Origin of the sequence: Pseudomonas sp. EYE_354 (genome assembly GCF_023148575.1) — a bacterium.
Lineage (GTDB): Bacteria > Pseudomonadota > Gammaproteobacteria > Pseudomonadales > Pseudomonadaceae > Aquipseudomonas.
The window spans coordinates 143,334-158,558 of sequence record NZ_JAHXNQ010000013.1 but is presented as its reverse complement, the minus strand read 5'-3'; the positions used below and the strand labels follow the sequence as shown (position 1 = coordinate 158,558).

Sequence of the window (15,225 nt, the reverse complement as noted above, 5' to 3'; positions counted from 1 at the left end):
ATGGATATTAAACGCACGATCCTGATCGTCGCCCTGGCAATCGTGTCCTACGTCATGGTCCTTAAATGGAACCAGGACTACGGCCAAGCTGCCCTGCCGACTCAGAATGTTGCTGCCAATGCTGTTCCAGCGGGGCTTCCCGATACAGTAAGTGGCACCAATACTGCCGCCAGTGATGACATTCCACGCGCAGCGGGCGAAACAAAAGCACCTGCCGAAGTTGCAGTGGCCACAAGCACCGACCTCATCCAGATCAAGACGGATGTGTTGGACTTGGCGATCGACCCGCAAGGTGGCGATGTTGCCAAACTGACACTGCCGCTCTATCCGCGCCGTCAGGACCATCCGGAAATTCCTTTCCAGTTGTTCGATAACGGTGGCGAACGTGTTTACCAGGCGCAAAGCGGCCTGATCGGCACCAACGGTCCCGATGCAAGCGCAACCGGTCGTCCGATTTTCTCTTCGGAAAAGAAGAGTTATCAACTGGCTGAAGGCCAGGACCAATTGGTCGTGGACTTGAAGTTCAGCAAGGACGGCGTCAATTACATCAAGCGCTTCACACTCAAGCGTGGCCTGTACGACATCGTTGTCACCTATCTGATCGACAACCAGAGCGCTCAACCTTGGACCGGTGCAATGTTTGCCCAGCTCAAGCGTGATGCCAGCTCTGATCCTTCGTCCAGCACCGCGACCGGCACCGCGACTTACCTGGGCGCAGCCCTGTGGACAAGTTCGGAGCCGTACAAAAAAGTATCCATGAAAGACATGGATAAAGTGGCCGAAGATAAAACCAAGGCGCCGATCACTTATAACGTGAACGGTGGCTGGGTAGCTTGGCTGCAGCACTACTTCGTGACCGCCTGGATTCCTCAGCCAGGCCAGAACAATGCAGTACTGGCGCGCAAAGACAGCAAAGGTAACTACATCATCGGCTACACCGGCCCGGCGTTGACCGTTGCGCCAGGCGCCAAGGCTGAAACCAGCGCTACCCTGTACGCCGGCCCAAAAAGCCAGGCCGTGCTGAAAGAGTTGTCCCCAGGTCTGGAACTGACTGTGGATTACGGGATTCTGTGGTTCATTGCCCAGCCGATCTTCTGGTTGCTGCAACATATCCACAGCATTGTGGGTAACTGGGGCTGGTCGATCATCTTCCTGACCATGCTGATCAAGGGGATCTTCTTCCCACTGTCGGCTGCCAGCTATAAGTCGATGGCGCGCATGCGTGCCGTAGCACCGAAACTGGCCGCTCTTAAAGAGCAACATGGCGACGACCGGCAAAAAATGTCGCAAGCCATGATGGAGCTGTACAAGAAAGAGAAGATCAACCCGCTGGGTGGATGCTTGCCGATTCTGGTACAGATGCCAGTATTCCTGTCGCTGTACTGGGTGCTCCTGGAAAGCGTAGAAATGCGCCAGGCACCGTTCATGCTGTGGATAACTGACCTGTCGATCAAAGACCCGTTCTTTATCCTGCCGATCATCATGGGCGCGACCATGTTTATCCAGCAGCGTCTGAACCCGACTCCGCCGGATCCGATGCAGGCTAAAGTGATGAAAATGATGCCAATCATCTTCACCTTCTTCTTCCTGTGGTTCCCAGCTGGTCTGGTGCTGTACTGGGTGGTCAACAACGTATTGTCGATCTCTCAACAGTGGTACATCACACGTAAAATCGAAGCGACTACCAAAAAAGCCGAGGCGTAATTTACTCTGTGGGTAACCACTCAAGACGCCCCCTAGTGGGGCGTTTTGCTTTCCGTCACTTTTGTCCTGGAACCTGCTGATGAGTGCTCCTCGTGAAACCATCGCCGCTGTCGCAACCGCTCAAGGTCGCGGCGGGGTCGGTATTGTGCGTATTTCCGGACCGCTCGCAGGCCACGCGGCGAAGGCCATCAGCGGCCGTGAGTTAAAGCCGCGTTACGCCCATTACGGCCAATTTCTGGATGCGGATGAAAGCGTGTTGGACGAAGGGCTGGCCATCTACTTCCCAGGGCCAAACTCGTTCACCGGTGAGGATGTGCTGGAGTTGCAAGGGCACGGTGGCCCAGTGGTGTTGGATATGTTGCTGCAACGCTGCCTGCAGTTGGGTTGCCGTCTGGCCCGCCCAGGAGAATTCAGCGAACGTGCCTTCCTCAACGACAAACTCGACCTGGCCCAGGCCGAGGCCATTGCCGACTTGATCGAGGCCAGTTCTGCGCAGGCTGCGCGCAATGCACTGCGCTCGTTGCAGGGTGCTTTTTCCCTGCGTGTGCATAACTTGACCGAGCAACTGATCAGCCTGCGTATCTACGTTGAAGCGGCGATTGATTTTCCGGAGGAAGAAATCGACTTCCTCGCCGATGGCCATGTATTGGCGATGTTGGACAAAGTCCGCGATGAGTTATCCACAGTGCTGCGTGAGGCCGGGCAGGGTGCCTTGCTGCGTGACGGTATGACAGTGGTCATCGCAGGGCGTCCCAATGCTGGTAAGTCCAGCCTGCTCAATGCCCTGGCAGGGCGTGAAGCGGCCATCGTCACTGAGATTGCCGGCACCACACGGGACATCCTGCGCGAACATATCCACATTGATGGTATGCCGTTGCACGTGGTTGACACCGCGGGCCTACGCGACACCGATGACCAGGTGGAAAAAATTGGCGTTGAGCGTGCGCTCAAGGCCATCAGCGAAGCAGACCGAGTACTGCTGGTGGTAGATGCAACAGCGCCGGAAGCTGCGGATCCGTTTGCTCTGTGGCCGGAATTCCTCGAGCAACGGCCGGACCCGGCCAAAGTCACGTTAATCCGCAATAAAGCTGACCTGACGGGTGACGATATCGCCTTGGAAACCAGCGGCGATGGCCACGTGACTATCAGCCTGAGCGCCAAATCGGCCGGAGAGGGTCTGGAACTGCTGCGCGATCATCTCAAAGCCTGCATGGGCTACGAGCAAACCTCGGAGAGCAGCTTCAGTGCGCGTCGCAGGCACTTGGAGGCCTTGCGCCATGCAAGTGCTGCCTTGGAGCACGGTAGAGCCCAACTGACCCTGGCAGGCGCAGGAGAGCTGCTGGCTGAAGATTTACGTCAGGCTCAGCAGTTGTTAGGAGAAATCACCGGTGCATTCAGCTCGGATGATCTGCTGGGACGGATCTTCTCCAGTTTTTGCATCGGTAAATAGCCCTTTGCTGATCCCAGGCAGGCCATTCGCGCCTGCCTGTTCTGTTCGTTTCAGAGCATTCGAACACCTCACCTGAGAAATCACATCGATCGATACGGCTTTTCCGTGGGCGGCTTTGGCGCCTACGGACGCTTTTCTGTGGATTAAGCCCTGTGAATAACCCCCCGTAGGCTCGGTTGATAACAAGGCTCGAAACCTGAGTAAAAACCTGCCTGTGGATAAGCAGTCATTTAATCCACAGGCTTAAAGCACTTATCCAACGGCCTCATTGGCACATGACCACAGACTTTTGAATCTCTGTACAATCCGTAAAATAAGGCCTGTAGAGATCTATCCACAGAAACGTGGCTCAGTAGAAATAAACATAAAAACAAAGATCTTATAAATTTCTTTCTTTTTAATTTCTATTGTCCGTGATTCGTCCACAGCTGGTTAAATTTTGTGCAAAGGGTTCTTTAGGAAGGGCTAAGTCCCTATACTTGCCGCCAAAGCTCTAAAACCAGCTCAACCAATCAATTCCTAATTACCTACATAAGCAGGCACGAGGTGCGTGGTGGATTTCCCTTCCCGTTTTGAAGTGATCGTCATCGGCGGCGGTCATGCCGGTACCGAGGCAGCACTGGCGTCAGCACGAATGGGTGTAAAAACCCTGTTGCTGACGCACAACGTGGAAACCCTCGGCGCCATGAGTTGCAACCCCGCTATTGGCGGGATCGGCAAAAGCCACTTGGTCAAGGAAATCGATGCCCTCGGCGGCGTCATGGCCATGGCTACTGACAAGGGTGGCATTCAATTTCGCGTGCTCAACAGCCGCAAAGGCCCGGCCGTACGTGCAACTCGGGCACAAGCCGACCGCATCCTGTACAAGGCGGCGGTGCGTGAAACCCTGGAAAACCAGCCGAACCTGTGGATATTTCAGCAAGCAGCGGATGACCTGATCGTTGAGCAAGACGAGGTACGCGGTGTTGTCACCCAAATGGGTCTGCGTTTCTTCGCAGAATCCGTGGTGCTGACCACCGGCACCTTCCTTGGCGGACTTATCCACATCGGGATGCAGAACTATTCCGGCGGCCGCGCTGGCGATCCGCCGTCGATTGCCCTGGCAAACCGTCTGCGTGAATTGCCGCTGCGTGTCGGCCGCCTGAAAACCGGGACCCCTCCGCGTATCGACGGACGTTCTGTGGATTTCTCGGTGATGACCGAACAGGCCGGTGATACACCGATTCCCGTCATGTCGTTCATGGGCTCCAAAGAGCAACACCCTAAGCAGGTGAGCTGCTGGATTACGCACACCAATGCCCGCACCCACGAAATCATTGCGGCCAATCTCGACCGTTCGCCCATGTATTCCGGGGTGATCGAAGGCATTGGCCCGCGTTATTGCCCATCGATCGAAGACAAGATCCACCGCTTTGCCGACAAGGAAAGTCACCAGGTCTTTATCGAGCCCGAAGGACTGACTACTCACGAGCTTTACCCGAACGGGATTTCTACTTCCCTGCCGTTCGACGTGCAGATCCAGATCGTGCAGTCGATCCGCGGCATGGAAAACGCGCATATCGTGCGCCCTGGTTACGCCATCGAGTACGACTACTTCGACCCGCGCGACCTGAAATACAGCCTGGAAACCAAAGTGATCGGCGGCTTGTTTTTCGCCGGCCAGATCAACGGCACTACCGGTTACGAAGAGGCCGGCGCGCAAGGTTTACTGGCTGGGACCAACGCGGCATTGCGTGCACAGGGCAAAGACAGCTGGTGCCCGCGCCGTGATGAGGCGTACATCGGGGTATTGGTCGACGACCTGATTACCCTGGGTACCCAGGAACCGTATCGGATGTTCACTTCGAGGGCGGAATACCGCCTGATCCTGCGTGAAGACAATGCCGACCTGCGTTTGACCGAAAAAGGTCGCGAGCTGGGTCTTGTCGACGACGCGCGCTGGGAAGCCTTCTGCAAAAAACGCGAGAGCATCGCGCTGGAAGAACAGCGTCTGAAAAGCACGTGGGTTCGTCCAGGCACCGAACAGGGCGACGCAATCGCTGAAAAATTCGGCACGCCGCTGACCCACGAGTACAACTTGCTCAACCTGCTGTCCCGTCCGGAAATCGACTACGCAGGTTTGGTCGAAGTGACGGGCGGCGGCGCAGAAGATCCCCAGGTCGCCGAGCAGGTTGAAATCAAGACCAAATATGCCGGTTACATTGACCGTCAGCAGGACGAAATCGCCCGGCTGCGCGCCAGTGAAGACACCAAGCTGCCTGTGGATATCGACTACACCGGTATTTCCGGGCTGTCGAAAGAAATTCAAAGCAAGCTGGGGATAACTCGTCCGGAAACCCTTGGCCAGGCGTCACGTATCCCTGGTGTGACCCCGGCAGCCATCTCGCTGTTGATGATTCATTTGAAAAAACGCGGCGCGGGCCGTCAGTTGGAGCAAAGCGCTTGAGTTCGTCTGTCACCTCGCAACACGCCGAAGAGTTATCCACAGGTGCACGCCAGTTGGGCGTCGACCTGACCGCCGCCCAGCACGACCTGCTGTTGGGCTACCTGGCCCTGTTGATCAAATGGAACAAGGCTTACAACCTGACGGCGGTGCGTAATCCGGACGAGATGGTGTCGCGGCATTTGCTCGACAGTTTGAGCGTAATGCCCTTCGTCGATAATGGTCGCTGGTTGGACGTTGGCAGTGGCGGCGGCATGCCGGGTATACCCCTGGCTATCCTGTTTCCCGAGTCGCAAGTGACCTGTCTGGACAGTAACGGCAAGAAAACCCGCTTCCTGACCCAGGTCAAGCTCGAGCTCAAGCTCGATAACTTGCAGGTTATCCACAGCCGGGTCGAAGAATTCACACCTGAACAGCCGTTCAACGGAATTGTTTCCCGGGCGTTCAGCAGCATGGATAACTTCAGCAACTGGACCCGCCATCTGGGCGACTGCGATACCCGCTGGCTGGCAATGAAGGGCGTCCATCCAAGCGATGAGCTGTTAGCATTGCCGGCAGACTTCCACCTCGATAGCGAACACGCCTTGGCCGTACCCGGTTGCCAAGGCCAACGCCATCTGCTGATACTGCGCCGCACGGCATGATTGGGAACACAAGCAAGAATGGCTAAGGTATTCGCGATAGCGAACCAGAAAGGTGGCGTGGGTAAAACCACCACCTGCATCAACCTCGCAGCATCCCTGGTCGCCACTAAGCGCCGGGTGCTGTTGATCGATCTCGATCCACAGGGCAACGCCACCATGGGTAGCGGTGTGGATAAACACGGTTTGGAAAACTCGGTCTACGACTTGCTGATAGGCGAGTGTGACCTGGCCCAGGCCATGCATTACTCCGAGCATGGCGGCTACCAATTGCTGCCGGCCAACCGCGATTTGACCGCGGCTGAAGTGGTGCTGCTGGAAATGCAGATGAAAGAAAGCCGTCTGCGCAGCGCCCTGGCGCCGATTCGCGAGAACTACGACTACATTTTGATCGACTGCCCACCGTCGCTGTCGATGCTCACGCTGAACGCATTGGTGGCCGCTGATGGGGTGATTATCCCCATGCAGTGCGAGTACTACGCGTTGGAAGGTTTGAGCGACCTTGTGGATAACATCAAGCGTATCGCCGAATTGCTCAACCCGAACCTGCAGATCGAAGGCCTGCTGCGAACCATGTTCGATCCGCGCCTGAGCCTGATGAACGATGTGTCCGCGCAGCTCAAGGAACACTTTGGTGAGCAGTTGTACGACACGGTAATCCCGCGCAACATCCGCTTGGCCGAAGCGCCAAGCTACGGCATGCCGGCCCTGGCCTACGACAAGACTTCGCGTGGCGCCATTGCCTACCTGGCTCTGGCCGGCGAGATGGTTCGCCGTCAACGCCGCAACCCACGCACCGCTGCAGCCCAGCCAACTTAAGGAATTCCCATGGCCGTCAAGAAACGAGGTCTCGGACGTGGACTGGATGCACTGTTGAGTGGTCCGACCGTCACATCGCTTGAAGAACAAGCGGTGCAGGCCGATGAACGCGAGCTGCAACACCTGCCCCTGGACCTTATCCAGCGCGGCAAATACCAGCCACGCCGCGACATGGACCCCCAGGCGCTGGAAGAACTGGCCAACTCGATCAAGGCCCAGGGTGTGATGCAGCCGATCGTGGTTCGCCCGATCGATGGCGGACGCTTTGAAATCATCGCCGGTGAACGCCGCTGGCGCGCCAGCCAGCAGGCCGGCAAAGAGACCATCCCGGCGATGGTGCGCGATGTGCCGGATGAAACCGCTATCGCCATGGCGTTGATCGAGAACATCCAGCGTGAAGATCTCAATCCGATCGAAGAAGCGATCGCCTTGCAGCGCCTGCAGCAGGAATTCCAGCTGACCCAGCAACAAGTGGCCGAGGCCGTGGGGAAATCCCGCGTGACCGTCTCCAACTTGCTGCGCCTGATTGCGCTGCCCGAAGTGATCAAGACCATGTTGTCCCACGGAGACCTCGAAATGGGTCATGCCCGTGCGTTGCTCGGTCTGCCCGAAAATCAACAGGTTGAAGGGGCGCGACACGTTGTCGCACGAGGGCTCACCGTTCGTCAGACCGAAGCCCTGGTTCGCCAATGGCTCAGCGGCAAACCTGCACCGGTCGAAACCGTCAAACCTGACCCGGATATCGCGCGGCTCGAGCAGCGACTGGCCGAGCGCCTGGGCTCTGCGGTGCAAATTCGCCATGGCAAGAAAGGTAAAGGTCAATTGGTCATCGGATATAACTCGCTCGATGAGCTTCAGGGCGTCCTTGCCCACATCCGCTGAAACATTTGCTTATGTAGCGTGTGATCGGAAATGACTACCTGACAGTTGAATAGGGGCAGAACCGCCCCTATACTCTGCGCGCATTTTGTCGGCACAAATTATGCCAAGTTATTGATTTCCGGCAGCCGACCATTGAGGAGCAAGAGTGATGGAAACCCGCACGCCAAACACGTTGCCGTTCCATCGCTTGGCCGTTTTCCCGGTTTTATTGGCTCAATTTGTCACGTTGCTGATTGCCGCATTGGCGCTTTGGTACGGGCATGGAGTCGTAGCCGGATATTCAGGACTCTGCGGAGGCCTGATAGCCTTGCTGCCCAATATGTATTTTGCTCACAGGGCCTTTCGGTTTTCCGGCGCCCGGGCAGCCCAGGCTATCGTCCGGTCTTTTTATGCCGGTGAGGCAGGGAAACTGATTTTGACGGCAGTGCTGTTTGCACTGACCTTTGCAGGTGTGAAGCCATTGGCGCCGCTGGCTGTATTCGGCGTCTTCGTGTTGACCCAACTGGTCAGCTGGTTCGCTCCCCTGCTAATGAAAACAAGACTTTCGAAACCTTAGGGCGTTTGAGGCAACCATGGCAGAAACAACCGCTTCGGGCTATATCCAGCACCACTTGCAGAACCTGACCTTCGGTCAGCTTCCCAACGGCGGCTGGGGCTTTGCCCACACCGCAGCAGAAGCCAAAGAAATGGGCTTCTGGGCCTTCCACCTGGATACTTTGGGTTGGTCGGTCGCATTGGGTCTGATCTTCGTCCTGATTTTCCGCATGGCGGCAAAGAAGGCGACTTCCGGTCAACCAGGCGCCCTGCAGAACTTCGTTGAAGTACTGGTCGAATTCGTCGATGGCAGCGTGAAAGACAGCTTCCATGGTCGCAGCCCGGTGATTGCGCCGCTGGCACTGACCATCTTCGTCTGGGTGTTCCTGATGAACGCCGTCGACCTGGTACCGGTCGACTGGATTCCTCAACTGGCCATCCTGATCTCCGGCGATCAGCACATTCCATTCCGTGCGGTTTCCACCACGGACCCTAACGCCACCCTGGGCATGGCCTTGTCGGTGTTCGCGTTGATCATTTTCTACAGCATCAAGGTCAAGGGCATCGGCGGCTTCATCGGCGAACTGACCCTGCACCCGTTCGGCAGCAAGAACATTTTCGTTCAAGCCCTGCTGATCCCGGTGAACTTCCTGCTGGAATTCGTCACTCTCATCGCCAAGCCGATTTCCCTGGCTCTGCGACTGTTCGGCAACATGTATGCCGGTGAGCTGGTGTTCATTCTGATCGCTGTGATGTTCGGCAGTGGTCTGCTCTGGCTTAGCGGCCTGGGCGTAGTTCTGCAGTGGGCGTGGGCGGTGTTCCACATCCTGATCATTACCCTGCAGGCGTTTATCTTCATGATGCTGACCATCGTCTACCTGTCGATGGCGCACGAAGAGAACCATTAAGACCAGTCTCGACTAGTCTGATGTCCTTCCCGGTGAAACGGGAAGGTGGCCTGAAAGGGCTATGAAACGATTTGTTTTACCGCTTTAAAATCTAAAAAACCTAAACCATACGACGTAAAAGTCGGGAGGAAAGATGGAAACTGTAGTTGGTCTAACCGCTATCGCTGTTGCACTGTTGATCGGCCTGGGCGCCCTGGGTACTGCCATTGGTTTCGGCCTGCTGGGCGGCAAATTCCTGGAAGGCGCAGCGCGTCAGCCAGAAATGGTCCCAATGCTGCAAGTTAAAATGTTCATCGTTGCCGGCCTGCTCGACGCCGTAACCATGATCGGCGTTGGTATCGCTCTGTTCTTCACCTTCGCGAACCCCTTCGTTGGTCAACTCGCTGGCTAATCACTCGAATTTTCGAGTTGATTGGGGTGATGGACAACGAATGAGCGAGGTGTTGGCGTGAACATTAATGCAACCCTGATTGGCCAATCCGTTGCGTTCTTCATTTTTGTAGTGTTTTGCATGAAGTTCGTGTGGCCTCCGGTCATCGCGGCTTTGCACGAACGTCAGAAGAAGATCGCAGACGGTTTGGACGCTGCCAGCCGTGCAGCTCGCGACCTGGAGCTGGCCCAAGAAAAAGTGGGTCATCAACTGCGCGATGCTAAAGCACAGGCAGCTGAAATCATTGAGCAAGCCAAGAAACGCGGTAACCAGATCGTCGAAGAGGCTGTTGAAAAAGCCCGCGTCGAAGCTGACCGTGTGAAGGCTTCGGCTCATGCCGAGATCGAACAGGAACTGAACGGCGTCAAAGACGCGCTGCGTGCCCAACTGGGTGCTCTGGCGGTCGGCGGTGCTGAGAAGATCCTCGGTGCCACTATCGATCAAAACGCGCACGCGGAGCTGGTTAATAAACTGGCTGCTGAAATTTAAGCGAGGGCGATCATGGCAGAACTGACCACGTTGGCCCGACCTTACGCTAAGGCAGCCTTCGAGCACGCCCAGGCCCACCAGCAACTGGCCTCTTGGTCAGCCATGCTCGGCCTGGCTGCAGCAGTGTCGCAAGATGACACCATGCAGCGCGTGCTCAAGGCCCCGCGCCTGACGAGCGCAGACAAGGCCGCCACTTTTATTGAAGTGTGCGGCGACAAGTTTGATGTGAAAGTGCAGAACTTCATCAACGTCGTTGCCGAAAACGACCGTCTCCAGCTGTTGCCGGAGATCGCCGCTCTGTTCGACCTGTACAAGGCCGAAGCAGAGAAATCGGTAGACGTTGAAGTGACCAGTGCTTTTGCATTGAACCAAGAACAGCAAGACAAACTCGCCAAGGTTCTCAGTGCACGACTCAATCGGGAAGTGCGCCTGCAAGCTTCGGAGGACGCATCCCTGATTGGTGGTGTTGTTATCCGTGCCGGCGACCTGGTTATCGATGGCTCGATTCGCGGCAAAATCGCGAAACTTGCCGAAGCATTGAAATCTTGAGTTTGAAGGGGCAGCAGAGCAATGCAGCAACTCAATCCTTCCGAAATAAGTGAAATTATCAAGGGCCGCATCGACAAGCTCGATGTGACCTCCCAAGCCCGTAACGAAGGCACTGTCGTCAGCGTATCTGACGGCATCGTGCGGATTCACGGTCTGGCCGACGTAATGTACGGCGAGATGATCGAGTTTCCGGGCGGCGTCTACGGTATGGCCCTCAACCTGGAGCAAGACTCCGTAGGTGCCGTTGTATTGGGCGCTTACACCAGTCTGGCTGAAGGCATGAGCGCCAAGTGCACAGGCCGCATCCTGGAAGTTCCGGTTGGTAAGGAACTGCTGGGTCGCGTAGTCGATGCACTGGGTAACCCTGTTGACGGCAAAGGTCCACTGGGCAACACCGAGACCGACGCGGTCGAGAAAGTTGCTCCAGGCGTGATCTGGCGTAAGTCGGTAGACCAGCCTGTACAGACTGGCTACAAGGCTGTCGATGCCATGATCCCAGTCGGCCGTGGCCAGCGTGAGCTGATCATCGGTGACCGTCAGATCGGTAAAACCGCTCTGGCGATCGACGCGATCATCAACCAGAAGAACAGCGGCATTTTCTGCGTCTACGTAGCCATTGGTCAGAAGCAATCGACCATCGCCAACGTGGTTCGCAAGCTGGAAGAAAACGGCGCCCTGGCCAACACGATCATCGTGGCTGCCAGTGCTTCGGAATCTCCTGCGCTGCAATTCCTGGCACCGTATTCCGGTTGCACCATGGGTGAATTCTTCCGCGACCGCGGTGAAGACGCGCTGATCGTTTATGACGATCTGTCCAAGCAGGCAGTGGCTTATCGCCAAATCTCCCTGCTGCTGCGCCGTCCACCAGGCCGTGAAGCTTACCCAGGCGACGTGTTCTATCTCCACTCCCGTCTGCTGGAGCGCGCATCCCGCGTTTCGGAAGAGTACGTCGAGAAGTTCACCAACGGCGCAGTGACCGGCAAAACCGGTTCCCTGACCGCACTGCCGATCATCGAAACCCAGGCTGGCGACGTTTCCGCGTTCGTTCCGACCAACGTGATTTCCATCACTGACGGTCAGATCTTCCTGGAATCGGCCATGTTCAACTCGGGCATCCGCCCAGCAGTGAACGCCGGTGTTTCGGTATCCCGTGTGGGTGGTGCCGCTCAGACCAAGATCATCAAGAAGCTCTCCGGTGGTATCCGTACCGCTCTGGCTCAGTACCGTGAACTGGCGGCATTCGCCCAGTTCGCTTCTGACCTGGACGAAGCGACCCGTAAGCAACTTGAGCATGGTCAGCGCGTTACCGAGCTGATGAAGCAGAAGCAATACGCCCCAATGTCGATCGCTGACATGGCGTTGTCGCTGTATGCCGCTGAGCGTGGGTTCCTGACCGACGTTGAAATCACCAAGGTCGGCAGCTTCGAACAAGCGCTGATTGCTTACTTCAACCGCGATCACGCCGAATTGATGGCGAAGATCAACGTGAAGGGTGACTTCAATGACGATATCGACGCTGGCATGAAAGCCGGTATCGAGAAGTTCAAGGCCACCCAAACCTGGTAAGCCGCAGCGGGAGCCGCAAGGCTCCCGCTTGCTAACCTGATAGGTGTTACATGGCAGGCGCAAAAGAGATTCGCAGTAAGATTGCGAGCATCAAAAGCACGCAAAAAATTACCAGCGCCATGGAAAAAGTGGCGGTCAGCAAAATGCGCAAGGCACAAATGCGCATGGCTGCTAGCCGTCCTTATGCGGAACGTATCCGCCAGGTAATTGGGCATCTGGCCAACGCCAACCCGGAATACCGCCACCCGTTCATGATCGAGCGCGCCGTCAAGCGTGTAGGTTATGTGGTAGTGAGCAGTGACCGTGGTTTGTGCGGTGGCCTGAATACCAACCTGTTCAAGGCCCTGGTCAAGGACATGGCGGTAAACCGCGAAAACGGCGTCGAGATCGATCTGTGTGTTGTCGGTAGCAAGGGTGCGGCCTTTTTCCGTAACTTCGGCGGTAACGTCGTTGCAGCTATCAGCCACCTGGGTGAAGAGCCGTCGATCAATGATTTGATCGGCAGTGTGAAGGTGATGCTGGATGCGTACCTGGAAGGCCGGATTGACCGCCTGTCCGTGGTATCCAACAAGTTCATCAACACCATGACCCAGCAGCCAACCGTGGAGCAATTGATTCCACTGGTGGCGACCCCGGATCAGGAACTCAAGCACCACTGGGACTACCTCTACGAACCAGACGCCAAAGAGCTGCTTGACGGCTTGATGGTGCGCTACGTGGAGTCGCAGGTGTACCAGGCGGTGGTCGAGAACAACGCAGCTGAACAAGCGGCGCGGATGATCGCGATGAAAAACGCTACCGACAACGCCGGTGATCTGATCAGCGATTTGCAGCTGATCTACAACAAGGCGCGTCAGGCTGCGATCACCCAAGAGATCTCGGAAATCGTCGGCGGCGCTGCCGCGGTTTAACGGTTCAAATATTCAGAGGATCCAGCTATGAGTAGCGGACGTATCGTTCAAATCATCGGCGCCGTTATCGACGTGGAATTCCCACGCGACAGCGTACCGAGCATCTACAACGCGCTGAAAGTACAAGGCGCGGAAACTACTCTGGAAGTTCAGCAGCAGCTGGGCGACGGCGTAGTTCGTACCATTGCGATGGGTTCCACCGAAGGCTTGAAGCGCGGTCTGGACGTTATCGACTCTGGCGCAGCCATCTCCGTACCGGTCGGTAAAGCGACCCTGGGCCGGATCATGGACGTACTGGGCAATCCGATTGACGAAGCCGGTCCGATCGACACCGAAGAGCGTTGGGGCATTCACCGCCCAGCACCTTCGTTCGCCGAGCAAGCGGGCGGCAACGATCTGCTGGAAACCGGCATCAAGGTTATCGACCTGGTTTGCCCGTTCGCCAAAGGCGGTAAAGTCGGTCTGTTCGGTGGTGCCGGTGTAGGCAAGACCGTAAACATGATGGAACTGATCCGTAACATCGCCATCGAGCACAGCGGTTATTCCGTGTTCGCCGGTGTGGGTGAGCGTACTCGTGAGGGTAACGACTTCTACCACGAGATGAAGGACTCCAACGTTCTGGACAAAGTGGCACTGGTTTACGGTCAGATGAACGAGCCGCCGGGAAACCGTCTGCGCGTGGCACTGACCGGCCTGACCATGGCCGAGAAGTTCCGTGACGAAGGTAACGACGTTCTGCTGTTCGTCGACAACATCTATCGTTACACCCTGGCCGGTACTGAAGTATCCGCACTGCTGGGCCGTATGCCTTCTGCAGTAGGTTATCAGCCGACCCTGGCTGAAGAGATGGGCGTTCTGCAAGAACGTATCACTTCGACCAAGGAAGGTTCGATCACTTCGATCCAAGCGGTATACGTACCTGCGGATGACTTGACCGACCCGTCGCCTGCGACCACCTTCGCCCACTTGGACGCAACCGTCGTACTGTCCCGTGACATCGCTTCCCTGGGTATCTACCCAGCGGTCGATCCACTCGACTCGACTTCGCGCCAGCTGGACCCGAACGTGATCGGCCAGGAGCACTACGACACCGCTCGCGGCGTTCAGTACGTGCTGCAGCGTTACAAAGAACTGAAGGACATCATCGCGATTCTGGGTATGGACGAGCTGTCGGAAGCCGACAAGCAGTTGGTAAACCGTGCTCGTAAGATCCAGCGCTTCTTGTCGCAGCCGTTCTTCGTGGCTGAAGTCTTCACCGGTGCTTCGGGTAAATACGTTTCCCTGAAAGACACCATTGCTGGCTTCAAAGGCATCCTCAACGGTGACTACGACCACCTGCCAGAACAAGCGTTCTACATGGTCGGCGGCATCGAAGAAGCGATCGAGAAAGCCAAGAAACTGTAATCCAAGCGCCCGGAAACGGGCGCTCATCAGGTTGAGGCAATCAGATGGCTATGACAGTCCATTGCGATATCGTCAGCGCGGAAGGGGAAATCTTCTCCGGTCTGGTAGAAATGGTGATTGCACACGGCGAACTCGGTGACCTGGGTATTGCCATGGGCCACGCGCCGTTGATCACCAGCTTGAAGCCAGGTCCGATCACGTTGACCAAGCAAGGCGGGGACAAGGAGGTGTTTTACATCTCCGGTGGTTTCCTCGAGGTTCAGCCGAACATGGTCAAGGTACTTGCCGACACCGTGCAACGTGCTAGCGACCTGGATGAAGCCTCCGCTCAGGAAGCCGTCAAGGCTGCTGAGAAGGCCCTGAACGAAAAGGGAGCGGACTTCGACTACAGCGCTGCTGCTGTACGTCTGGCCGAGGCTGCAGCCCAGCTGCGCACGCTCCAGCAGATCCGCAAGAAGTAAGCGGCCATGCCGTCATGCTTCAAGCGCGATTGAT

The 15,225-nt window shown here is 56.6% G+C and carries 15 protein-coding genes; all 15 read left to right on the top strand.

Annotation, left to right across the window (positions count from 1 at the left end; genetic code table 11):
- Positions 1-1,704: a membrane protein insertase YidC gene (gene yidC, locus KZX66_RS18825; protein WP_248082054.1), complete on the top strand. Its 1,704-nt coding sequence runs from the start codon at positions 1-3 to the stop codon at positions 1,702-1,704.
- A gap of 79 nt (positions 1,705-1,783) precedes the next feature.
- A complete protein-coding gene (gene mnmE, locus KZX66_RS18820; RefSeq protein ID WP_248082052.1) occupies positions 1,784-3,154 on the top strand; it encodes a tRNA uridine-5-carboxymethylaminomethyl(34) synthesis GTPase MnmE in 1,371 nt (456 codons plus the stop codon).
- A gap of 553 nt (positions 3,155-3,707) precedes the next feature.
- The gene (gene mnmG, locus KZX66_RS18815) at positions 3,708-5,600 is read left to right on the top strand and encodes a tRNA uridine-5-carboxymethylaminomethyl(34) synthesis enzyme MnmG (RefSeq protein ID WP_248082050.1); all 1,893 of its coding nucleotides are present in this window, start codon (positions 3,708-3,710) and stop codon (positions 5,598-5,600) included.
- Positions 5,597-6,241, top strand: a complete 645-nt coding sequence (gene rsmG / locus KZX66_RS18810) for a 16S rRNA (guanine(527)-N(7))-methyltransferase RsmG (RefSeq protein WP_248082048.1) — start codon at positions 5,597-5,599, stop codon at positions 6,239-6,241. Before mnmG ends, rsmG begins: the two co-directional genes overlap by 4 nt.
- An 18-nt stretch (positions 6,242-6,259) precedes the next feature.
- Entirely contained in the window at positions 6,260-7,057 is a 798-nt protein-coding gene (locus KZX66_RS18805) for a ParA family protein (protein WP_150295431.1), read from the top strand.
- 9 nt (positions 7,058-7,066) lie between these two features.
- Positions 7,067-7,939 (top strand): ParB/RepB/Spo0J family partition protein, encoded by an 873-nt coding sequence (locus KZX66_RS18800; RefSeq protein ID WP_248082046.1) that lies wholly within the window; start codon positions 7,067-7,069, stop codon positions 7,937-7,939.
- Between the two features lie 148 nt (positions 7,940-8,087).
- Positions 8,088-8,495: a F0F1 ATP synthase subunit I gene (locus KZX66_RS18795; protein WP_248082044.1), complete on the top strand. Its 408-nt coding sequence runs from the start codon at positions 8,088-8,090 to the stop codon at positions 8,493-8,495.
- 16 nt (positions 8,496-8,511) lie between these two features.
- Entirely contained in the window at positions 8,512-9,381 is an 870-nt protein-coding gene (atpB, locus tag KZX66_RS18790; protein ID WP_248082042.1) for a F0F1 ATP synthase subunit A, read from the top strand.
- 133 nt (positions 9,382-9,514) lie between these two features.
- The gene (atpE, locus tag KZX66_RS18785; RefSeq protein ID WP_002555987.1) at positions 9,515-9,772 is read left to right on the top strand and encodes a F0F1 ATP synthase subunit C; all 258 of its coding nucleotides are present in this window, start codon (positions 9,515-9,517) and stop codon (positions 9,770-9,772) included.
- 57 nt (positions 9,773-9,829) lie between these two features.
- Entirely contained in the window at positions 9,830-10,300 is a 471-nt protein-coding gene (locus KZX66_RS18780) for a F0F1 ATP synthase subunit B (protein ID WP_015886647.1), read from the top strand.
- Between the two features lie 12 nt (positions 10,301-10,312).
- Positions 10,313-10,849 (top strand): F0F1 ATP synthase subunit delta, encoded by a 537-nt coding sequence (locus tag KZX66_RS18775; protein WP_248082040.1) that lies wholly within the window; start codon positions 10,313-10,315, stop codon positions 10,847-10,849.
- Positions 10,850-10,870: 21 nt separating this feature from the next.
- Positions 10,871-12,415 carry a F0F1 ATP synthase subunit alpha gene (atpA, locus tag KZX66_RS18770; protein ID WP_065953332.1) on the top strand — a complete coding sequence of 515 codons (1,545 nt, stop codon included), beginning with the start codon at positions 10,871-10,873 and terminating at the stop codon, positions 12,413-12,415.
- A gap of 50 nt (positions 12,416-12,465) precedes the next feature.
- Positions 12,466-13,326 carry a F0F1 ATP synthase subunit gamma gene (gene atpG, locus KZX66_RS18765; RefSeq protein WP_003195829.1) on the top strand — a complete coding sequence of 287 codons (861 nt, stop codon included), beginning with the start codon at positions 12,466-12,468 and terminating at the stop codon, positions 13,324-13,326.
- Positions 13,327-13,353: 27 nt separating this feature from the next.
- Positions 13,354-14,730, top strand: coding sequence for a F0F1 ATP synthase subunit beta (gene atpD / locus KZX66_RS18760; RefSeq protein WP_003177062.1), 1,377 nt, complete (start codon positions 13,354-13,356; stop codon positions 14,728-14,730).
- A 44-nt stretch (positions 14,731-14,774) separates the two neighbouring features.
- Positions 14,775-15,191, top strand: coding sequence for a F0F1 ATP synthase subunit epsilon (locus KZX66_RS18755; protein ID WP_248082038.1), 417 nt, complete (start codon positions 14,775-14,777; stop codon positions 15,189-15,191).
- Positions 15,192-15,225 lie beyond the last annotated feature (34 nt).